Origin of the sequence: Dolichospermum sp. FACHB-1250, from assembly GCF_014696335.1 — a bacterium.
GTDB lineage: Bacteria > Cyanobacteriota > Cyanobacteriia > Cyanobacteriales > Nostocaceae > Dolichospermum > Dolichospermum planctonicum.
Map to the genome: position 1 here is coordinate 1 of NZ_JACJPZ010000009.1, position 23,275 is coordinate 23,275.

General features: G+C 36.5%; 17 protein-coding genes. 7 read left to right on the plus strand and 10 right to left on the minus strand.

Features of this window, described 5'->3' with window-relative positions; all coding sequences use genetic code 11:
* Window positions 1-1,229: 1,229 nt before the first annotated feature.
* Both H6F39_RS04735 and H6F39_RS04740 read right to left on the minus strand, forming a co-directional pair.
* Window positions 1,230-5,018, minus strand: a complete 3,789-nt coding sequence (locus H6F39_RS04735; protein ID WP_190396315.1) for a TaqI-like C-terminal specificity domain-containing protein — start codon at window positions 5,016-5,018, stop codon at window positions 1,230-1,232.
* 173 nt (window positions 5,019-5,191) lie between these two features.
* Window positions 5,192-5,482: a hypothetical protein gene (locus tag H6F39_RS04740; protein WP_190396334.1), complete on the minus strand. Its 291-nt coding sequence runs from the start codon at window positions 5,480-5,482 to the stop codon at window positions 5,192-5,194.
* A gap of 712 nt (window positions 5,483-6,194) precedes the next feature.
* On the opposite strand from H6F39_RS04740, the gene H6F39_RS04745 reads away from it, so the two are divergent.
* A complete protein-coding gene (locus H6F39_RS04745; RefSeq protein ID WP_015079494.1) occupies window positions 6,195-6,494 on the plus strand; it encodes a 30S ribosomal protein PSRP-3 in 300 nt (99 codons plus the stop codon).
* Between the two features lie 51 nt (window positions 6,495-6,545).
* Here H6F39_RS04745 and H6F39_RS04750 read toward each other — a convergent pair whose 3' ends face one another.
* On the minus strand, window positions 6,546-8,264 hold the full coding sequence (locus tag H6F39_RS04750) for a protein kinase (RefSeq protein ID WP_370539364.1): 1,719 nt from the start codon (window positions 8,262-8,264) through the stop codon (window positions 6,546-6,548).
* Window positions 8,265-8,570: 306 nt separating this feature from the next.
* Window positions 8,571-11,261 (minus strand): DUF3536 domain-containing protein, encoded by a 2,691-nt coding sequence (locus H6F39_RS04755; protein WP_190396316.1) that lies wholly within the window; start codon window positions 11,259-11,261, stop codon window positions 8,571-8,573.
* 154 nt (window positions 11,262-11,415) lie between these two features.
* Here H6F39_RS04755 and H6F39_RS20945 point away from each other — a divergent pair, with 154 nt between their 5' ends.
* The 3 genes from H6F39_RS20945 to H6F39_RS04765 all read left to right on the plus strand — a co-directional run bounded on the left by H6F39_RS20945 (window position 11,416) and on the right by H6F39_RS04765 (window position 13,700).
* Window positions 11,416-11,541 (plus strand): hypothetical protein, encoded by a 126-nt coding sequence (locus tag H6F39_RS20945; RefSeq protein ID WP_255501521.1) that lies wholly within the window; start codon window positions 11,416-11,418, stop codon window positions 11,539-11,541.
* Window positions 11,542-11,589: 48 nt separating this feature from the next.
* Window positions 11,590-12,693, plus strand: a complete 1,104-nt coding sequence (gene cax, locus H6F39_RS04760; RefSeq protein ID WP_190372491.1) for a calcium/proton exchanger — start codon at window positions 11,590-11,592, stop codon at window positions 12,691-12,693.
* 434 nt (window positions 12,694-13,127) lie between these two features.
* Entirely contained in the window at window positions 13,128-13,700 is a 573-nt protein-coding gene (locus H6F39_RS04765; protein WP_228036594.1) for a peptidoglycan-binding protein, read from the plus strand.
* A 76-nt stretch (window positions 13,701-13,776) separates the two neighbouring features.
* On the opposite strand, the gene map is transcribed toward H6F39_RS04765, so the two are convergent.
* The 5 genes from map to H6F39_RS04790 form a co-directional block, all read right to left on the minus strand.
* A complete protein-coding gene (gene map / locus H6F39_RS04770) occupies window positions 13,777-14,604 on the minus strand; it encodes a type I methionyl aminopeptidase (protein ID WP_137907365.1) in 828 nt (275 codons plus the stop codon).
* A 115-nt stretch (window positions 14,605-14,719) separates the two neighbouring features.
* Complete coding sequence (locus H6F39_RS04775; protein ID WP_370539365.1) at window positions 14,720-15,118, minus strand: plastocyanin/azurin family copper-binding protein; 399 nt, start codon at window positions 15,116-15,118, stop codon at window positions 14,720-14,722.
* 103 nt (window positions 15,119-15,221) lie between these two features.
* Complete coding sequence (locus H6F39_RS04780; RefSeq protein ID WP_190396317.1) at window positions 15,222-18,047, minus strand: pitrilysin family protein; 2,826 nt, start codon at window positions 18,045-18,047, stop codon at window positions 15,222-15,224.
* Between the two features lie 143 nt (window positions 18,048-18,190).
* Complete coding sequence (locus tag H6F39_RS04785) at window positions 18,191-18,625, minus strand: VOC family protein (protein WP_137907305.1); 435 nt, start codon at window positions 18,623-18,625, stop codon at window positions 18,191-18,193.
* 153 nt (window positions 18,626-18,778) lie between these two features.
* Window positions 18,779-19,294 carry a TIGR02652 family protein gene (locus H6F39_RS04790; RefSeq protein WP_137907306.1) on the minus strand — a complete coding sequence of 172 codons (516 nt, stop codon included), beginning with the start codon at window positions 19,292-19,294 and terminating at the stop codon, window positions 18,779-18,781.
* 239 nt (window positions 19,295-19,533) lie between these two features.
* Here H6F39_RS04790 and H6F39_RS04795 point away from each other — a divergent pair, with 239 nt between their 5' ends.
* From H6F39_RS04795 to H6F39_RS04805, 3 genes are all read left to right on the plus strand, one after another.
* Complete coding sequence (locus tag H6F39_RS04795) at window positions 19,534-20,040, plus strand: gamma carbonic anhydrase family protein (RefSeq protein WP_137907307.1); 507 nt, start codon at window positions 19,534-19,536, stop codon at window positions 20,038-20,040.
* A gap of 366 nt (window positions 20,041-20,406) precedes the next feature.
* On the plus strand, window positions 20,407-20,532 hold the full coding sequence (locus H6F39_RS04800; RefSeq protein ID WP_028082918.1) for a photosystem II protein Y: 126 nt from the start codon (window positions 20,407-20,409) through the stop codon (window positions 20,530-20,532).
* 135 nt (window positions 20,533-20,667) lie between these two features.
* Window positions 20,668-21,927, plus strand: coding sequence for a folylpolyglutamate synthase/dihydrofolate synthase family protein (locus H6F39_RS04805; RefSeq protein ID WP_190372488.1), 1,260 nt, complete (start codon window positions 20,668-20,670; stop codon window positions 21,925-21,927).
* Window positions 21,928-21,971: 44 nt separating this feature from the next.
* On the opposite strand, the gene H6F39_RS04810 is transcribed toward H6F39_RS04805, so the two are convergent.
* Window positions 21,972-23,270 carry a sugar ABC transporter substrate-binding protein gene (locus H6F39_RS04810; RefSeq protein WP_137907309.1) on the minus strand — a complete coding sequence of 433 codons (1,299 nt, stop codon included), beginning with the start codon at window positions 23,268-23,270 and terminating at the stop codon, window positions 21,972-21,974.
* Window positions 23,271-23,275 lie beyond the last annotated feature (5 nt).

Consider the following 23,275-nt stretch of genomic DNA (forward strand, 5'->3'; position numbering starts at 1 on the left):
TTGATTTAACCAAGTTATTAAATCAGTATCTGCAATTTTAGCAAGATTATTGTCAGAATCAGGATATCCAGGATTTAAGGATTTACAGGATGTAAACTAATACAAATAGTTTTGAGAAGGATAATATCCCGAATTTCTTTTTTATTCTGTCAATAAATTATAATTGTCTGAATGAGATATTGGGTGGGTTGACGTTAGGAAAACCAAGATTTTCAAGCGTTTGTTGGGTTGCGCTGTTGCTTAACCCAACCTAGGAAAACTATTATGGATGATCTTGTTGATTTAACCAAGTTATTAAATCAGTATCTGCAATTTTAGCAAGATTATTGTCAGAATCAGGATATCCAGGATTTAAGGATTTACAGGATGTAAACTAATACAAATAGTTTTGAGAAGGATAATATCCCGAATTTCTTTTTTATTCTGTCAATAAATTATAATTGTCTGAATGAGATATTGGGTGGGTTGACGTTAGGAAAACCAAGATTTTTAAGCGTTTGTTGGGTTGCGCTGTTGCTTAACCCAACCTAGGAAAACTATTATGGATGATCTTGTTGATTTAACCAAGTTATTAAATCAGTATCTGCAATTTTAGCAAGATTATTGTCAGAATCAGGATATCCAGGATTTAAGGATTTACAGGATGTAAACTAATACAAATAGTTTTGAGAAGGATAATATCCCGAATTTCTTTTTTATTCTGTCAATAAATTATAATTGTCTGAATCAGATATTGGGTGGGTTGACGTTAGGAAAACCAAGATTTTTAAGCGTTTGTTGGGTTGCGCTGTTGCTTAACCCAACCTAGGAAAACTATTATGGATGATCTTGTTGATTTAACCAAGTTATTAAATCAGTATCTGCAATTTTAGCAAGATTATTGTCAGAATCAGGATATCCAGGATTTAAGGATTTACAGGATGCAAACTAATACAAATAGTTTTGAGAAGGATAATATCCCGAATTTATTTTTTATTCTGTCAATAAATTATAATTGTCTGAATCAGATATTGGGTGGGTTGACGTTAGGAAAACCAAGATTTTTAAACATTTTAGGACTCACGCACGAAGTAATCAAAAACCTGATTCTTTCCTAGGGGTAATTCATGAATTACCCCTACTTTCGAGGTATTTTGCGTAAGTCCTGCATTTGTTGGGTTGCGCTGTCGCTTAACCCAAGCTACGAAAACTAATTAATATCAGAAGTTGGGGATATGGATAAAGCGATATTATTGAGAACTTTCGATAATTTCAATTTCCTCTGCTGTTAAATTATATAGTTGATAAACCATTTGATCAATTTCTGTTTCTAATGCGGTTGTATCTGCATTGGGATCTGATTTTTTAGCGTTGAGAATTTTAGTAACGATGTTCATTAATATATGTCTTTGATGTAAATCAGTAACTATAATGGGCAACTTTCTAATATTGATTGGTTTAACTTCAGCAAAAGTTCTACTCTCTTCTTGAGTTAACTGCTTATAGATATAATTAATCAACTTTGAATTGAGAATAGCAAGAATATATTTGTAATCGAAATCTATTTGAAATTCTTTCTGTATTTTTAAAATAATTACATTATTCATAGCATAGTATGAATCATTATCAATAGTAGCAATTATGCGATCTGCGGTTTGTCTAATTATAATCTTATCTTCTTCAAATAATTCCTTGTATCGTGGCCAATGAAGACACCACCAAGGCAAAATCCCTTTCTTTGTTTCACGTTTAGTTTCTAGTTTCTCTCTATATTTTTCTAAATACAATAAAATATTAGGATAGTCATTAATATTAATTGATTTTGTAGTATATATGACCTTAAATTCACTTCTATAAACTATATATTTATTAAAATCTCCTCCTACTAATACATTTTTTAATATAGATTCTTCTAGTTTAAGTTCATTTGCTTCAGAAGAATGAATCCTAAAAATCTTATCTCCTGTAGGTTGAATACCATTTGCAACTTCAAGAGAAATATCATTAATTAATTTTATATTAATCGAATTTCTAGCATTAATAAATGCTAGTAGTTTACTAACTCCAAATACTGAAGATGGTGTATTTAATATATCCATCTTTGAATATTTAGAAAATTTAGTTGTATGAAACAAAAAGTGTGATTTATCCAATGACCTTAAATCTGCATATTCAACAAAATAATTAGCATTGACTTCTTTTTTAAACAACAAAATAGCAGTAGGCACTTCTGCATCATCAAAAACATTATCACCTAAATTTATTGTTAAATCAATTGATGATATTTCTAATAATTTTCTTCGAGATTTTTCATACTCATTCTGGAATAAAAAATTATTTGGTATAATTAAACAATTATATGACTTATCTTTTGCAATTAGTAAATTCTTACCTATAAAATAATTAAAGGTATCAGTCCATCTGGTGTGGTAATCTGAATATTCAGCCTTCATAAATTCTTTATCTACATCAGAAAGAGTTGCACCATAAGGAGGATTACCAATAACCACATCAAAACCAAGAAAAATACCGTCATCATTTAATACTTCAGGAAACTCAAAACGCCATTCCAAAGCATTTTCATAGATTTTACCATTTTCTATATCCTCAATCTCAACCCGTAACTTATCAATCTCATTATTTAACTTAGCAATTTTTTTCTCCCGCTTAGTTTTCTCAGCTTTAGTTTCTGGAATCAGAAAAATTTGATCCTCCAAATTCTCAACCTCACCCTCTAACTTTCTTAACTTAGTTTTATTAGGATCACTTAGTCCTAAACTAGTCTTAAAATTACCCTTAATTTCCTGAATTAATCTCTCCATTTTCCGCTTCTGCTGCTTATTTTCAGCATTGCGGTAAGTTTTGACAGCATTTTTATAATCTTCTATAGTGTATTTCTGCTTACTTAAAGCAACTTGCAAATTACCATCTAAGGAAAACCGACTAATTAAAGAATTACCACATTTGATATTAATATCAATATTCGGTAAAGTCTCCAATTCTCTCATATTCCCCTCTCCTCCTAAGAGAGGGGTTAGGGGAGAGGTCTTATAATAAGCATTTTTCAAAAGTTCAATCCATAAACGCAACCGACAGATTTTTACAGAGTTGGGGTTAATATCCACACCAAATAAACAATTTTCAATAATCGTTTGTTTCTCATGAAATAGAGTTTCTTGTACTCGTTGACTTTCCTGATTTTTCGGGTTATACTCAAATAATAAACCATCTTCATCAGTGACAATTAACTCATCATTAGCAACCTCAAAACTATATTCCTTTAATCTCTTACCTTGTCTATCCAGTAAAATTTTTAACTCACTTTTAATCGCAATAATTTCATTTAAAGCAGAGACTAAAAAATGTCCTGAACCCACAGCAGGATCACATATTTTCAAATTGTTAATAATATCATTAGCTGCTTTTTTATCCTCGATTTGATCATATAAATCATCAATAGTTTCACAATTCCAACCCTTAACATCATTAAACTTTTGGATAACCGCTCTTCTAATGGTTTCCCGACACATATACATAGTAATAAAACCGGGAGTAAAGAAAGAACCATCTTTATAACCATTAATTTTCTCAAAAATTAAACCCAATACAGAAGCATTAATTAACCTTTTATTTTCTTCCTGAATTTCTTCCCCAATGTCACTACTAAAATTGTAAGCATTGAGAAAAGCAAACAGATATTCTAAGGTATTAATTTCTCCGGTCAGTTTTTTACCATTATTGTCTTTTAAGATCGTACCAGGGAAAATGGGCAATTTTTCATTTCTCAAATTGCTAATACAAATAGTTTCTTGTTCAATGTCTGTCGGTTCAAACAAAGAACTATTCAAATAAGGAACATGAGCAAATCTTTCTTGTAATTTTTGTTGTAAATTCTGACTTCTTTCCTGTGGTTTACGCGCTAAAACACTAAAAAATAGACTATTGAGATCATCATAATTTGCAACTTTTTGTAAATTCAAGAATCCCCAAGACAGGTCATTTTTATGATATCTAATTAATTGAGCTTCTAATAATTTTAAAAACAGGATTCTATTCATCCAAGTAATTGCTAATTCTAAACCTAGATTAAAAAGTTGTTGTTGATATGTTTCTCCAAATAGTTCGGGTTTTTCTAAACGAGAAATTTTATCTAAACTATCAATTTGGGAAATAGCATTTTCTATCAAAGAACCAATATTTCTATCATGTTGTTTTTTGCGTTGAATCAGTTTTTTACCACCTTCTTTAGTTTCTACCAAACCGATAATATGTAATAATTCACTGTAAAAACCTTTATCAAGAGTATTACTATCATTGGTAAAAGGTAATTTTAATAAATGTTCTGGAGAAAATAGTTTAAATAGGGAAATTAACTTATGTTCATCTGGATGTTTACCAGGGTTTAAATATTCCTGATATTCTCGAATATCAAAATGGGTAAAGGTAATTTTATCGGTAATTTCAGTAATCGCAGGTTGAGCAATTTCTTTATAGAAAAATTCAGTTTTTTTGCTGGTTAATCTCCCTGCTTCAAAATCAGTAAATTGTTTAACCAGGGATTTATTACCAATAAATAAGTTTTCAAAGGTCTGAGCATCGAAAATAAACCATTCGTAAATATTAGTAGCGATTAAATATTTAATTTCTAAATTTTTCCCTGTTAAACGTTCTCGCAAGAAATATAAAACTAATTCCTGAAATGCTTTAGTATTGAGATGATCAACTTTCAACATTTCACTTTTATTATTTGGCTTTTTAAATTCTAAAATCACCCCTACACTAGTTTTAGCATCTTTACCATTATAAATAACTAGATCATTGCGTCCCTTAGTATTAATAAAATGATTTGCACTATAAAAAGTATTCTTGAAAAAATCCACAATGAGATTTTTATGAAATTCCTCAGATTCCGATTCATTGATTTTGTTAAGTAGATTTTGCAGATGATTTTTAAAATTTTCAACATCATTTCTAAAGGGGTTAATTTTCAGAAATGCTTTATTTAATGCTGCTCTAGGTTGTAATTTTTGTAAGTTCATTTTTTCACACTTTGATATTTATTAAAGTTGGTTAATTTCTATTATCTCATAAAACATCCTGTAAATCCCTAAATCCTATACTTCGACTAGCTCAATACAAGTCGCTCAGTAACCGGACACCCTGGGCTTGTGTCATGCTACGCTATCAGATAAATTATTATATAATTATAATATTAAGTAGGTGAACGGAAAAAAACCGACATAAGTAACGAAAAGTAAAGTTGCCGAAAACCGTTCGGCTGACGCTCACGGCGAAGCCTCTTCCCTGTTCCCTGTTCCCTGTTCCCTGTTCCCTGTTCCCTGTTCCCTGTTCCCTGTTCCCTTGTCATAACGACAATTTTTAACGCCAACTGTAATAAATGAAATTGATCAGGCAAACCTTTCTCCTCTGGATCTTCACTTTTGAGATCATACATCGTGGGTAACACTTCTTGGGGTGAAGGAGGTGGATCTGTTTGATACATAGTAGTATTCCTGGAAAATATACTTTATTGTGTGTTCACAGTGTCTTAAAACCCACGCAGATGGATTTTCTTTGTGTGCAAGATGAGTCACTTATGCTAATAAATCATAACTTATCTTTTCCCAACCGCAGACCAGGACATTTTTGTAAAAAACTGGCCGCTTTTTGATTAACATCTGCATTATTAATTTGTAGCTGTGTATTATTATTTGTGTATTATATATTTATAATATACAATTTAGAGGAGTATGAATAATATGACCATAGATAACAATACTTTAGATTTAGTCACCGGGGGATTAGCAATCATGATTTTAGTAGGGGGAATGTTGATGATGTTTACTACCATTTTCACTACCAAGAAATAATTAATTACTTCACTGACAAAAACTGAGTGATAAATAGTATCAGCAAACCTAATTTTTTGAAGAGAATGGGGAATTTGAATGATAAGCTTTAAAAAACTCAGTTAAGCAAATTAATTATAAATTAAATCTAATAAAGTACAAATACAATAATTAAAATAGTTTTTAGCACGCAACTATACATACATTTATAGTAGAGGTCAGAAACATCTGTTATGGAGGGAAAACAAGAAAATAACTAAAAAAATCAGATTTTACCAATATTTATTGGTCAATTAGTCAAAGATTGAGTTAGAATAAGGGGTCGCAAACCCAAGCAAAAAACCCGGATATTCCCCGGAGGTGTAATTGACCAAGTTCATTTTAAAAATTCTCTGGTTAGACGAAAACGTCGCCCTTGCAGTTGACCAAGTGGTTGGTAAAGGTTCTAGTCCCCTAACCAAATACTTTTTCTGGCCCAGAAATGATGCCTGGGAAGAACTAAAAAAAGAGTTAGAATCCAAACATTGGATTACAGATGTTGACCGCGTGGAGTTGCTCAATAAAGCCACAGAAGTAATTAACTACTGGCAAGAAGAAGGCAGAAAACGCCCAATGGCAGAAGCGCAATTAAAATTTCCAGAAGTTGCCTTCACTGGTAGCGCCTGATTATTTTCAACTGATAATTGATAATTGACGATAATTAATTATTGTCAATTATCATCTACGCCATAATTTGATTGTATTGTCTTTACTACCACTGACAATTAATTCTGTATCATCGCTAATAGCAAGGCTAGATACTGAGTCTGTATGACCTACAAGGCTGGTAATTTCTGATTTTGTGCTGATTTGCCAAATTTTCACTGTTTTATCCCAACTGCCACTAATTAGCTTTTCCCCATCTGTACTAAAGGCTACAGCTACTACTGACCAGGAATGACCGGAAAGTGTGTTAATTACTTCACCAGTGTTAACATCCCATAATTTAATTGTATTATCACCGCTACCAGTTGCCAATAAATTCTGATTGGTGGGACTAAATGCAACTGTCAAAACTGCCCAAGTATGACCTAAAAGAGTTGTTAATAAGTTATATTTTCCGTTTTGTAGTTGCCAAATACGAACTGTTTTGTCATGACTAGCACTAGCTAAAAGTTCCCTTTGAGGACTAAAAGCAACAGCATTTACTTGTAATTTATGTCCAGTTAAAGTGTGAAGTTCTAAACCTGTATTTATATCCCATATTTTAATGGTTTTATCCCAACTTCCACTGGCTAAAAGCCCATGGGGATGAAATGCTAGAGACTTGACAGCGTGGGAATGTCCACTTAAGGTCTGAATTGTTGTTAATGTTTTTATGTCCCATAATTTGATAGTTTTATCATCACTAGCAGTGGCTAAAATTGTCCCATTGGGATTAAATTTAACTGTTGTTATGGCTTGGGTATGTCCTTTGGAGTTAGCTATTAATTGTTGAGTTTTTAAATCCCATAATTTAATACTTTTATCATCCTCACCACTTGCTAAAATTTGACTATCAGGGTTTAATGCTATGGTATTAATAGGACTATGAATTTGATTTGTGATTGTATGATAAAGTTGCCAATCATCCTGGGAAATATGAGATGATAAACGTAAATAATTAGCTTTAATTCCCAAATTGTAAATAAGTTCATTTGCCGATTTCCAGCGTTCTTGTAAATTGTGTTTTACCAGTTTATCCAGGGTTTGCGCTAAATGTTCACTAATTTGATTAGTTAAATAATCCCGCCATATCCAGCTATGATGAGTTATATTAAATAATTCAAATGGTGGTATGTGAGTTAGTAAATAAATACAAGTTACACCTAAACTATATAAGTCACTTGCGAAAACGGCTTTACCTTGTATTTGTTCTGGAGAAATATATTCTGGACTCCCAACTATATCATCTTTTGATTGATTTCTATTGACGAATTTAACGACTGTAAAATCCGTTAAAAATAGATTTTCTAATAAATTTTGATTTTGGTTAACAGTCGGGCAAATAATATTGTCTGGGTTAATATTGCGGTGAATAATTTGATGATTATGAATAAAACTGAGAACGGGTAATAAACTTTTTAAAACTTGCCAAATCTGATTTTCATGAAAAATACCTTGCTTTTCTAACACAGTAGCTAAATTATCACCTTCGATAAATTCCTGAATTAAATAATCATATTTGTCTTCTGTAAAATGGGTGATTAATTTGGGAATTTGAGGATGTTTACCTAATTCTGTTAATTGCTGTACTTGATATTCAAAATCTTCAATTGTTTGCCCTGGAGATGACAATTTTTGAACAATACAAGCAAGGGGAGGAAATTGATTTTCATCTACTGCAAGAAATGTTTGATAAAATTCCCCCTTAGCAATCTGTTTGAGCAAACGATAACGGTTTTTAATTAACATCATAAATCGCAGAATTATAGCAAAGCAAAAAGCAAGAGGCAACAGAAAGCACACTGGTAGGGAGCGTCAGATATCAACAATCTGTTTATTTGCAAGATTTATGCAGTAGTAAAGCACCCTAAAACTTACAAAATTTCTAGAAGGGTTCATCGTTCCCTGTAACCTGTAACCTGTTCCCTGTTGCCTGTTCCCAGTTAAGAGTCCCCTGTTCCCTGTTCCCTGTTCCCTGTTCCCTGTTCCCTCTTCCCTGTTCCCTGTTCCCTGTTCCCTAAAACTAAAAAACTTTGTACCTTAGGAGCATGGGAACTGCTATAATTTATCCAAAAATGGACTAACATCAACCGCTAGTTTTTGTCCTAATTTGAGCAATTGACGACATTGTATGGTTTCTGCTTCACTGTTAATATTGGCAATTCGTGGCAATATTTGACTGTGTAAACAACTCCAATATAGTTCTTGGGAATGGTTTAAATTAATGCCAATATGCAGCTTATAACCAATATCAATCAACCGTTCTAACCGTTGGATATCTGTATCCAAATTGCTATTGGCATCATACAATAATTGCCACAATAACTTAACTATTAATTGTTCTAGGATTTGATTGCCTTCGGGAATATTTAATTGACAACGAAGATGTTCAGCTTCATGAGAAATCGCCTCCAATTCTACCATGAGATTCCAGTTTAATTGTGCTTCATTAATATCTTGTTCTAGCGATAGCTGCGCTTGCTGTAGCGATAGCTGCGCTTGCTGTAGCGATCGCAATGTTATCAAACAACGATGTCCTAAAGCAATTTCCGCTGCTACTTGTAATTCCCGTGGTACTTCTAATCCATCTCGATGAAAAGCCATGATAACACCGTAATTATCACGATAAGCTTGAGTATATAATTGGTCTAACCGCGCCAATGTTTCCTGACTTAACAACCGCATAATCCGATGACGTTCTTCAGCAAATAGAGTCTGTAAACTAAAAGCTTCACCCCCAAATACTTGAGTCATTACCAAAATAACATGAGCTACACTAGCTTGCTGTAAGGCTGTAAACAGCTTTTCTTTAATTTCACCATAGTTACGTCTGCCAGTAAACTGTTGAATGCAGCAGTGAAAATCCCAACCCCCCAAATGCAGTACAGCAAATATTAAATTTTCACTTTCCCAAGTAATATCTGACACTAGCTGCAAATGTCCTACTACCATAGTTAACGGACCAATACGCTGCTTATAGTAATCTAACTCATGGGCAGTATAGCAATAGACTCGCTGATAATTACCATGGGATTGTTTATCTGTGTCCTGTCCAGAAACAGTATTTTTGCGATGATTAAATAAGGAAGTAATAGCATAATGGGCGGCGACTTGTTTAAATCCAATTTGAGCAGTTAATACCAATTTATGATATATATCTGCTCCATGTTTAAACTCTTCCACATTACTAGGAGCTAACATCAGGCGTTTGAGAAAACCCTTTTCCAATTGTACACCTGATACATCTCCTGCTAATTCTAAAGCACGGGCGGCATAACGCAAAATCTGTGTTCCCTCTGGGCGGGAAATTTCTTCAAAAAACCAGCCGCAACTAGTGAACATTAGTAAAGAATGACGCTGCATTTCTAACAAGCGTAAAGCCTCTACCTGTTCACCAGCGTCTAGTTTATGAGTTTGATGACGAGATAAAAAATGGCTAACATTAGTATGAGAACGATCAGACATGACGTGAATATATTCGTCCCTTGCTTGCCAAGGATTACGGAATAACATACCACCATGTTTTTCATAAACATCAGTTAACTGATCCCGTAACCAATTTAACGCATTTCGTAGTGGCCGCCGCCATTTTTGATGCCACACACCCCCTTCCCCACCACAACCACAATCATCTTGCCATCTATCCACACCATGAGCGCAACTCCAGGCTGTGACGGGCTTTAATTGCACTTCCCAACTAGGAGGATTTAAACTCAAATAATGGGCGTAGTTGGTGACAGTCCAACCATGATCAGGAAACTCACCAATAAAGGCATAGGCCAGAGTCTTCTCCGTGCCTTTTTTGTGGTGTCCAAAAGTTTCCCCGTCCGTGGCTACAGAAATTAACTGGGACCGACGATGATCCCCACGAATAGCCGCCCCCACCCGGCCAGCAAAATGATGGGAATTATAGACAACATCACTAAAACCCATATCCCGGGAAATCGGACCATCATAGAAAAAGATATCAATATAGGCCTGTGATTTTTTTCCAGTTTCCCGACTATCCAAATAACAACGATAGGGACGAGTGGGATCAATCTGATTACCCCCTACCTCATGCCATTGACTATGGGGATCATCCTCTGTCGGGAAAGGACGACAACGTTGGGCTTGAGAAGGTGCTAAAATGATAAATTTAATCTTTTCCGCTACCAATGCCTGTAGGGTGGCATAATCTACGGCTGTTTCTGCTAACCACATCCCTTCGGGATCACGGCCAAAGCGCGAACGGAAATCTTCTTTACCCCAGCGAATTTGTGTGTATTTATCTCTTTCGTTGGCTAAGGGTAGGATAATATGATTATATACTTGAGCGATCGCATTGCCATGACCATTTAACCGTTGGCAACTTTTAGCATCAGCCTCCAAAATCCGCTGATAAACCTCCACATCATAGCGTTCTAACCAAGACATCAGCGTTGGACCAATATTAAAGCTCATGTACTCATAATTATTCACAATCCCCACAACTTCTCCACGGTCATTTAATACCCTTGCAAAGGCATTAGGACGATAGCATTCCCAATGAATGCGCTCATTCCAGTCATGAAAAGGCGTGGCGCTGGGTTGACGTTCAATCGCATCCAGATAAGGATTTTCTCTAGGGGGTTGATAAAAATGACCATGAACCGTAACATAAACACCTTGAGCAATTTTCAGGGGATCATGTTCAGGACTGTATTTAGCCCGTTTATCTAATGGTAAGATCGAGACAGAACTACTTGGTATTTCCGCTGCTGAAGTCATATATTGTTACCCAAATAAATGTGCAATTTTGAAGAAGATTCTTGCTATGTCTACCTTTCTACAATTGTTGTCTCACAAAATCAGTTATAAATAAAACATAAGAAACAAAACTAAATCTTATCACAATCTTTTCTAAACAAGAATACAACTATAGATGAAGCCAATTACCCATTACCCATTACCCATTACCAATTACCAATTACCAATTACCAATTACCAATTACCAATTACCAATTACCAATTACCAGTTCTGGCAGATATGATAGGTGTGCAAATGTAGATGATATTTCAGGGGATCTGGCACAGATACCCTGAAATTAAGGTAAAAATGTCAATCAAGAACATTATTTTCACCGTACTGCTGCTGTTTATACCCGTATCTCTAGCAGCCCACTTTTTAGAATGGGGAGACTTAATAATCTTCATCACTGCTGCATTAGCTATACTACCACTAGCCGCTTGGATGGGTACAGCGACCGAAGAAATAGCTGTGGTAGTCGGTCCAATTCTGGGCGGATTTTTAAACGCGACTTTTGGTAATGCTACAGAATTAATTATTGCCTTAGTTGCCCTGAATGCAGGACTAATTGATGTTGTCAAGGCCAGTATTACTGGATCAATTATCGGTAATTTACTCCTCGTCATGGGTTTATCCATGTTATTAGGCGGTATTCGTTACAAAGAACAAACATTTGAGTCAGTTGTAGCGCGGGTAAATGCTTCCTCCATGAACTTGGCGGTAATTGCCATTTTACTACCAACTGCAATGAACTATACCTCGGCAGGTATTAGCGAAAAAACGGTACAGAATCTCTCTCTAGCGGTGGCTATAGTCTTAATTCTAGTTTACGGCTTAACACTACTATTTTCTATGAAAACTCATGCGTATTTGTATGAAGTTGGTGTAGTGGACGTAGAAGGAATAGAAGGAGAAGAAGAGGTTGCCCATGAAAAACCAAATATTTGGTTGTGGACTGGTGTACTTTTAGCCTGTACCTTGTTAGTTGCCTTTGAGTCAGAATTATTAGTGAGTTCCCTAGAAGTTGCTACATCTAAACTAGGTTTAAGCGCACTATTTACTGGGGTGATTTTAGTCCCCATTATCGGTAACGCTGCTGAACACGCTACCGCTGTCACCGTAGCCATGAAAAATAAAATGGATCTTTCTATGTCTGTCGCTGTGGGTTCAAGTATGCAAATTGCCCTATTTGTGGCCCCAGTTTTAGTCATTGCTGGTTGGATAATTGGTCAACCCATGGATTTAGATTTTAACCCATTTGAATTAGTAGCCGTTGCTGTCTCAGTTTTAATTGCTAATAGTATTAGTTCTGATGGTAAATCTAATTGGTTAGAAGGGACTTTACTTCTAGCAGCTTATACTGTATTAGGTTTTGCCTTTTACTTTCATCCAGTTGCCAATAGTATTGGTTAAACTATTACCCTAGTCAAATCTTGACAATCTGAGATTCCCAATCTAATCTAAATAGATTGGGAATTTTTTTATACTCAAACACATTGCAATCTGCCATAAATATTTTTTTAATAATTTGAACTCCCTTAAGATAGATGACTAAAATTAATAATTCTTATAGTCTTCTTATAGTCTCAAATCAGATCGTCCTTTTGATATCAACTTCTTGAGGATATTTACTTGTAATTTAAATCTTCATGCTTGTGATACATCAATTCTCCTCAATGGCTAGAAAAACTCCATACACAACATTATTTTTGACTATTTCATAGTAGTAATTTTCTTTAACTTTAAATTACGTATAAATATTAGTAGTTTTATATTAGTAGTTTTATACAGTAATTATATTTTGTTTTTCCCTTTTCCCTGGCGAGTAAGTATATCTATAAAATACAATGACTGAAATCGGACTGCTGATGATGGGTGTATTTAATCCAAGAGAACTAAATATTCCCCATTTTCCATTCAACCAAACCCTGTTTCACTTAGAAAATGGTGTGCCATTAACAAATAGTCAATCAACCCAGTTAATTTCCCCGACTCAAATTATACCACCAGAATTTATACAAATAAGTGAACCTTCCCCAACTCATCCCTTAGCCATCTCTTTTCGACGGAACAAAATCTTTGAGCAAATTACACAAAAACAAATGTCTGTCAATTCTTTTGAAGCACAACTTCTTTTGGCTGATGCTGGTGACATAGACATTATAGCAACAACAGATATTAAATTACCAACACGATATCCCACAACCCAGAATAATCCTATGCCCGTGATTAGTTTTGGTAACTCAGGTATATCTGTGAGAGTTTTACAAAAACTTTTAGTTTCTAATGGTTATGGAATACCTGTTGATGGCGTTTTTGGACCAATCACCGAAGCCGCTGTTAAAGCCTTTCAAAATCGTCGAACTTTATCAGCAGATGGTATGGTTGGTCAAAAAACTTGGTGGGAATTAACAATGTAATTAAGTAGGTTGTCTTTTATCCGTTGTCCATTAATCATCTACATCACCAAAATCACCAAAATCACCAAAATCACCTTTAAAGTTGTTCTCTATCAGTGAGAATTTCATAACCAGTATCTGTCACTAACACCGTATGCTCAAACTGAGCCGATAAAGCATTATCAACCGTTACCGCTGTCCATCTATCAGCTAAAATTCTGGTATTTTTAGAACCAGCATTTAAAATTGGTTCAATTGCTAAGGTCATCCCTGAGCGTAATTTCACATTCGGTATTTCATGAGTCCGATAGTTGAAAACCGCTGGCTCTTCGTGCAAATTTCTACCTACACCATGACCAGTAAATTGTTCTACTACTGTAAAACCATGACCTTTCGCATGATCTTCAATCGCACCCGCAATCTCCGTGAGATGTACACCAGCTTTTACCTGTTCAATTCCCTTGTATAAGGATTCTTCAGCTATTTTAATCAGTTTCGCAGCTTCATTTGTGACATTCCCGACAGCGATAGTAATACAGGAATCACCGTGAAAACCTTGATAATAAGCTCCTGTATCAACTTTTAAAACATCTCCAGACCGAATTACCTTTTTAGGGCTAGGAATCCCATGGACAACCTCATTATTAATACTGGAACAGATGGAAGCAGGAAAGCCATGGTATCCTTTAAAACTAGGAGTTGCATCCATTTCCCGGATACGTTTTTCAGCATAAGCATCTAAATCAGCAGTTGTCATTCCCGGCTGCACTAGCTCAGAAATTTCTTTGAGGACGGTTGCTACAATCTTAGCTGATTGCCGCATAATTTCGATTTCACGGGGTGATTTAATTTCAATCCCTCGACGTTGTTGTTTTTCGGGTTTTGGCTCGACTGGTTGCGAAAGCAGGCTGGTGAAAATGTTCATCATTAAATTGAGAAATTACTGGTGCTTTACTAATTGAGTGTGAAGTTGTTGAGATTTATTGCCAAAAATATCTATATTGACGTTAACTTATTTTCGCGCCTCTAGAAAGAGATGATCACTTAATCACAATTTCTCCTTTCATTCCCGCTTCTGTGTGTCCAGCTATAGTACATCGTAAAGCATATTTTCCTGATTTTATGGGGACAAACACCCATTCTGCTTCTGCACCAGGTTTAAGTTCTAGTTCGTGAATATTACCTTTAATTTCTACCTTACCCGCTTCGACTTTTTGTGTCCAAATTCCATCAGCAAAGTCTTTAGCAGTAAAATAATGTTTTTGGGAGCTAGGATTATTTAATTTCAGGTTGTAACGTTTACCAGGGGTAAATTCTAAGTAATTTGGTTCAAATTTTAATTCATTAGCAGTATTACCCAAGCTGACCGTAATTTCTAACTGAGGTTGTTTTAAGAGATTATTCCATAGATTCTCTGCTGTTGCTGGAGATGTACCCATGATTACTATACTCATGAGCAGGGAGAAAATAACAGTCAAAAATTTACTCATAGCTAAATAGATAGTTGTAGATTACACCTTTGACAATGACTCATAACTATACTCAATTGATGTTTTTATGGGCAAGAATTGGCGGACCTGCTGTCACAACAACAATTTTATCAGAGTGAAGTAACTCACGAGCAGCTTGATTGACTTGACTCAATTTAACCTGCTCTATTTTACTAATAAATGAGCGCAATTCTACCTGATTTAAGCCATAAACCTGATTCATGACCATTCTTTCACTGAGTTGTTCTGGACTGGCTAAGGAAATATTATAATTACTGATTAAATTAGCTTTGGCTGTTTCTACTTCCTCTAGGGTAACACCTTGTTGGTGAACTTGTTTGAGCAGGTCACGGGTACTGGAAATCGCTTTGTGTGCGTCTTCTGGACTGGTTTGCATTTCAATTAAAAATGTGCCGACATTCTTACCTGTGATGAAATTACTATAAATTCCGTAGGTTAAGCCTTGACGATCGCGCACTTCTGCCCCTAGTCTACTTGATAATGTATCACCTCCGAGAATTTGATTCAAGACCATCGCCGCATAAAATCGTTTATCTTGACGATTAATCCCTGTATAACCCATATAAGTAATCGCTTGGGGTTTACCAGGAACAACGGGATTAACATTAATTACATTTTTCGGCATCTCCACCTTGGGGTATTTTACCACTGGTGGTTGGCCTTTTACTTGCCAATTTCCTAATTGTGCTTGAATGAGCGATCGCACTTTGTTAATATCAAAATCGCCTACAATTGCTAACACTGTAGTATCTGGACGATAATGTTGGGCTTTAAAAGCTATCGCGTCTTGACGTTTAATGCTCTGAATAGTCTCCGCTGTCGGAAAGCTATGTAATGGGTGTTTTTTTGGATAAATAGATTGAAGGAAGATACGAGTTGCAATCTTTTCAGGATCATCTAAATCTGAATCTAGGGAGGTTAAAGCCTGTTGACGCGAGAGTTTAAACTCTTTTTCTGGAAATGTGCTATTTTTAATTACGTCTGTCAATGTTAAGAGTAAAATCGGTAAATCTGCTGCTAAACTGCTACCTTTGATCCTCACACCTTCACGATAGGCTTGAAAGTCCAAATTTGCGCCTTTTGCTGCTAATTCTTGAGCAATAGTCCGCATATCTTTATTTTTCGTCCCATTCATCAGATTTGCTGCTACTAAGGAGGCTAATCCTCCCTTATTACTTCCATCAAATTCTGTTCCTGCTTTAATATGTCCGCTTAAAGTGACTGTAGGTGTAGTTTTATCTGGTAATAGTAGTATGCGTAACCCATTAGCAAATTTTAACTCCTGGGGTATTTCTTTTGTTCCTGTTTTCGGTAAGATATCTACTGGTGGTAAATATTTCTTTACTTCTGCTGGAACTACCGTAAGATCAACGGCAAAATTATCTTTTGTTATCCCGGAATCAGATTTGATCTGATTTGTACCTGTTTGTTGAGTAGGTTCAAAAAATCCCACTGTCCGCGCTTCTGGTTGTAGATATTTATTGATGACATTAATTACATCCCTAGGTTTAACTTCCCGAATATCTACTAAATGATTTTCTGTATATTGGTAATTATCTGTTGTGATTTGATCATTACCCAATTGCATGGCTTGACTGGTTATATCACGATTATTTAAAATAACTGAAGCTGTTAATTGGGTTTTTGCTCGTTCTACTTGTTCTGTTGTGATACCTATGTTAACAAGGTTTTCCAACGCTTTTGTTACCGCTATATCAATTTTATGCAAATCCTGATTTCTCGCAGCAGTTACTAATATTTCATACCAGCCACCAGCCCGTAAACTAGCGACATTTGCTTTCAAATCACTAGCTAAACCCGATTCTACCAACTCTTGATATAGGTAAGAATTTTTACCCGCAGTTAAGATATAATCCATGACTTCTAAAGCGGGTACATCTGGTTGATTAATTTGAGGAAGCGGATAAACTATCTGTAGTAATGGATTTCCTCCCGGTTCTTGTAGTTGAATTGCTGGTGATGGGGAATAGGATGGAGTTATAAGATTATCGGGTGAATATTGGCCTTTAGGGATTTTACCAAAAATAGCTTGGACATTTTTTAACGTTGGTGCGGTGTCAAAATCTCCTACAATTACCAAAACAGCATTGTCAGGACTGTAGAATTTTTGGTAATATTCTCTTACTTGTTCAACCGTTAATTTCTCTACATCAGCCTTAGTACCACCAATGGGTAAACCGTAGGGATGATTGGGAAAAACCGACTTCATCACAGCGCGTTTTAGACGGTATTCCGGGCTATTTTCGTAACCAAGTAATTCAGAAATCACCACTTGTTTCTCACTAGCTAACTGTTGAGGATCTATAAGTGAGTTTTTCATTCTATCTGCTTCTAACGTCAACAGAGAGGTGAGTTTATGCCCTTGAGCAGTGTTGTAATATGCAGTTTGGTCATAACTGGTAAAAGCATTAGAATCACTACCTAAAGCACTAAATAACTGGCCAAATTGAATCCGGCGATCGCTAGTACCTTTAAACATGATATGTTCTAATTGGTGAGCAATGCCATTTACCCCAATTGCTTCTTGACCAGAACCAAATTTATACCATACTTGTACTGTCACCACCGGAGCATTATGAACCTCCTTCGTGAGAACAGTTAAGCCATTGTCGAGGACTGTTTTGCGAACGTTTGCTGTAATGGCGAAATTGGCTGTTTCTTTAGTAACTAGTGTTTGATGGGATTTTTCCGGGTTGGACTTGTAGAGTGTTGTTGATAAACCCCCTTCTTTGAGATTAAAAGCAGCATCATGATTTAATGAAAATGCGGCTATTACCCAAAGACTCAAAATAACTAAAGAAAAGCGATGTCGTTGTGCTAGAGAAAAAAAAGGCATATCTTTGGCGAATAGATATATGTAACTTAGATTACATATATTGATGGACTAGAAAAATTGAGCAAATGTTTCCTTAGCACCCCATGGAAAATAAAAATGTACCTGAAAGGGAAAAATATTTTATCACCCAAAAGGCATGAATACTAATTTTCGGGCGATTTATGGAGAAACCGTATAAACTCCAGAGGTAAGCCGTCAAAATCAGCGATAAACGTGACTTCTAGGATGTTATCGCCAATTTGCTGCTGTGTAGGCTGCAAAAGAATCTTTAGAGGTGGTAAACTTTCTATTGCAGCTAACCGTGTTTTTAAACTTTCTAACCAAGTGGGTAAATCTGGTGTAATGTGTGTTAAATCAAAAGCCAGATGATAGTAACCCACATAATGTTCATCCTCAAAAGCATCTGGGGCTGGTTTGGGTTGGGGAATTTGGATGAGTTCAATTCTCCCTCCCAAACCTTCCATCCAGCAAGCTAGAGTATAACCGGTGGTGAAGCGATCGCCCACCGTAAACCCTAGTGTTTCATAAAAAGCGATCGCTAGATGGATATTTGCCGTTCTAATCGAAGTATGGTGCATAGAATTTCAGATTTTGGATTTTAGATTTTGGATTAATCTACAACCTAAAACCCAAAAAAGAGAACAGGTAGGAATACAAGAAGATATTTACAATCACCCATTACCCATTACCTATTACCCATTACCCATTACCTATTACCCATTACCCATTACCTATTCAAACAAGCGGAAATATGGGTAACGGACTGGTACACCAGGTTCTTTATCCAAATCAAAATTAATCACTTCCCAACAAGGTTCTGCGGCAGAATCAGGGCTAAAATCTACAGGTAAGCCATATAACCGCGCTCCTGTAGTAGTTTCCCCTTGTCCAGAACGCCAAGGTGTACTACGTTCTAAATAGCCACTCATTAACTCCTGATAACGGTTAGCAACAATTATTCTCGTAGCCCGATAACCTTGAGTATAAAGCTTATCTAAAGCTTCGTGAATTTCAAAACGAATCCCATCAGGATGAGTATGTTGACGATACCATTCGCCATCCCATCTGCGCCAGTGACGACCGGACTGTAAATGAACCAATTCCCCAGTTTTGGGTTCAGCTTCAAATGCGCCATGACGGGGACACAAATAAGTATCCGTCAATGTCAACGCTGAAATATTTTGGCGACAGTGGGGACACTGTATTTCAGGGCCAAATATCGGGTACTGAAAGCCTGGATTTATCATGAAGTGCGTATAAACATAGTATTGTTTTTCTGCCAGCACCAGTAGGTTTAACTTTACACTCCTGCTCCACTACTTTAGATAACTTGCTTACTCCTGCATAAAAGTGAGGATAGTGCCTGAGAACAAGTTTCACAACCGTCTGACCATAGAAGGCCAAAGCCGTGATATTCTGGTTTGACAACCAGCCCTAAAGGTTGGAGTTTCTCCAGTGTTCCTGGGTACAATATCCATATTCTATCGTGTCTATCTCTTCTGACTCAAAATCTCCTGAATTTTCTCAAGCCGCCTTTGTGGCAGCCAACGCTATAATCATTGGTTCTGTAAGCATAGCAGCCAGAGCCAGTGTTTGGTATGGATCTGTGGTTAGAGGTGATGTAGAACGGATTGAAATTGGCAAATATACAAATATTCAAGATGGTGCAATTCTCCATGGTGATCCAGGTGTACCAACAATTTTAGAAGATTATGTCACTGTTGGCCATCGGGCTGTGGTCCATTCTGCTCACATTGAACGTGGTAGTTTAATTGGTATTGGTGCTATCGTCTTAAACGGCGTGAGAGTCGGTGCAGGTAGTATTATCGGCGCTGGTGCAGTAGTTACCAAAAATGTCCCCCCCGGTTCTCTAGTCCTCGGCCTCCCCGGTAAGGTAGTTCGTCAACTCACAGACACCGAAATCACCGAACTCATTGCACACGCCGAAAAATACTATCAATTAGCCCTCCTTCATGCTGCTAATGACAACTGACTAGGGAATAGGTAATTGGTAATGGGTAATGGGTAATGGGTGATTCACGTTTTACAACTGACCACTAACTTTTAATGAAACTTTACATAGAACATTGAAAAAATTCCCCACTTGAGATCACAATAAAAACTGAGAACTGTTGACCGAAAAAAATCGGATACAAGCCCCATCTTTCTAGGACGGCTTTATAGTAAACTAGGTATAGTCGCCACAGGGCATTGGGAGACTATAAACGGACACTCAAGACCGGATCACACTACTTTTCGGTAGCACCAGTCAGTGAAGTGTCAAGGAATCCTCGCTCATGAAAGGACGAGGGGGTATGTCAAAAACTTAAAATTTTTAATTTACAGAGGGTTTCTAAATATGGACATTGATACTCGTGTAGTAATTGTTTTAGCACCTTTAGCGATCGCTGCTAGTTGGGCTGCTTTCAATATAGGCGCTGCTGCTATTAGACAAATACAAAACTTTTTGAGCAAAGAAGCGTAATTTGGGGAATAGGGAATAGGGAACTCTTAACTCTTAACTGGGAACTCTTAACTCTTAACTGGGAACTCTTAACAGGGAACAGGCAAAAGTTTCACCAATTACCAAATTACCCAAATTACCAATTACACAATTCCCATGAGCATAGATTCCCTACTCCAACCCTTTCAGCATTTTGGTGTCAATTTGGGATTATCTCGAATTGTCAATTTATTGGCAACTTTGGGAAATCCCCATCACCGAGTGCCAATTATTCATGTCGCTGGTACTAATGGCAAAGGTTCTGTTTGTGCTTATCTGTCTGCGGTACTTACTGAAGCTGGTTATAAGACCGGACGCTACACCTCCCCCCATTTGGTTGATTGGACAGAACGTATCTGTGTTAATGAACAAGCAATTAATAGTAATGAATTGTGTGAATCAATACTTCAAGTTCAAGCAGCAATTAATCCAGATGAAGAATCTCCTACCCAATTTGAAGTAATTACCGCAGCAGCTTGGTTATATTTTGCCCAGCAACAAGTTGATATTGCGGTAATTGAAGTGGGACTAGGAGGACGTTTAGATGCCACTAATGTCTGTGATCATCCTTTAGTGACAATAATTAGTTCCATAAGTCGAGAACATTGGCAACAACTAGGACCGACTATAACCCATATTGCCAGAGAAAAAGCGGGAATTATCAAACCCGGATGTCCGGTGGTGGTGGGTTTATTGCCAGAAGATGCTCAAAAAGTCGTGCGATCGCGTATATTAGAACTAAAATGCCCGATTTTTACCCCTAAACCATCTCGGAAAATCAATCAAAACTGGGTAGAATATCAAAAAATAGCAAGTCCAGAAACAATAAAATACCCCTTAGCATTACAGGGACAAATTCAATTACATAATTCAGCCTTAGCAATAGCTGCTTTAGAAATCCTGCAAAAACAGAATTGGCAAATTTCTGAGGAAGCTATTATTCAAGGAATGGCTAAAACCAAGTGGCCAGGAAGAATGCAATGGATTACTTGGAGAAGTCAACAAATCCTCATTGACGGCGCACACAACCCAGCCTCAGCTAATGTTTTACGTCATTATGTAGATACACTCAACAGCGAAAACATCACTTGGGTAATGGGAATGCTGGCCACTAAAGATCATGGTGAGATTTTCCAGGAACTTCTCAAACCAGGAGATAAATTGTATTTAGTGCCAGTACCCGATAGCAATTCAGCGAATTTAGGAGAATTAGCTAATTTAGCAGCGTCAATCTGTCCAGACTTGAATTTTTGTAACACTTATACAGATGTATTTTCAGCCTTAGACGCTGCCTATCCCTCTACAGATAATCAAGTTGTATTATGTGGTTCTCTGTATTTAATTGGTTATTTTTTGTCAGTAGTCAGGGGTCACTAGTCAGGTGTCAGGAAACACTTTTATTACCCATTACCCATTACCCATTAGCGATTATCCCACAGTTGAGCAGCATCTTCTACAGCTTTATCAACTGTTTTTTGTCCTAACATTGCTGCTTGTAAATTTTCGTAAATTGATTTTTGCAAAAGTTTAAAATCTTTGAGTTTAGGGGTTAATACCTGAGCTTGTTGTAACTGTGACGCACTAATTACCCGTCCATTTTCTGCGGTAGTAGCATTAGCAGGAACTTCCTTAAAGTAAGTATTAGACAATGCCTTAATTGTAGAAGGTAGGACATTAGCGGCTTTGGCAAAAGCTAATTGATTTTCGTCATTAGTCACAAATAAGGCAAATTTAACAGCCTCATCAGGGTATTTACTATCACGAGGAATGACAATATTCATCACAGCAACATTTTTCTTACCTGTATTACCCGTAATTTGCGGGGCAATAGCGGAGGCTAAGGCAACCTTGGGGGCATTATTAGCAATGGTTTTGAGAAACTCAGGACCGGAAGCTAAAAAAGCAGTTTCTCCAGATTGGTATAAATCTATAGCATGACGATGCCCTTGGGTTAAAGATTCCTTTGGTAACAAACCTTTTTTATACAAATCTACCCAATATTGAAAAGCAGCTTTTCCTTGAGGTGTATTAAAACCGGCTTTACCGTCATTATTAACTAGAGTGACACCCATTTGTACCAGTGATTCCAGAACCTCACCGGAGTCTTGAGGGACAAAAGTAGCAAAAAAAGCGTACTTACCAGTTTTGTCTTTGATTTGTTGTGCCATTTGTCCCAACTCAGCATAAGTGGCAGGTGGTTTAGTGATACCAGCCTGTTTTAATAAATCGGTGTTATAAATAGTTAGTCGCGTGGTAAGATACCAAGGAATGCCAAAACTCTTGCCATTAAGGGTACTTGCTTGCCAAATATTTGGTAAATAGGAGGAACGAACTTGATTAGAAACTTTATTGTCTAAATCTAACCAAGCATTTTTTCCCGCTAATTGGGAAGCAAAGTCTGGGTTAAGGTTAACAACATCTGGAGGTGTTTTTGCGGATACTGCGGTTAAAACCTTGTTCTCCATAGCGGACCAAGGTACATCTACCCATTTAACTTTGATACTTGGGTTCTGTGATTCAAATGTCGTAATTAGACCCTGAAAATAGTTGGTAAATTGAGGTTGAAGCTGCATTGTCCAGAACTCAATAGTGGCAATTCCTTTAACAGGAAGTTTCGGGTTATTATTGGAATTGCTAGAACCGCAACTAACAATAAAACTAGTAAATAAACCTAATAATGCCCAACAAACCAGTTGTTTAAATTTTGGTGATCGAATCATCTTAA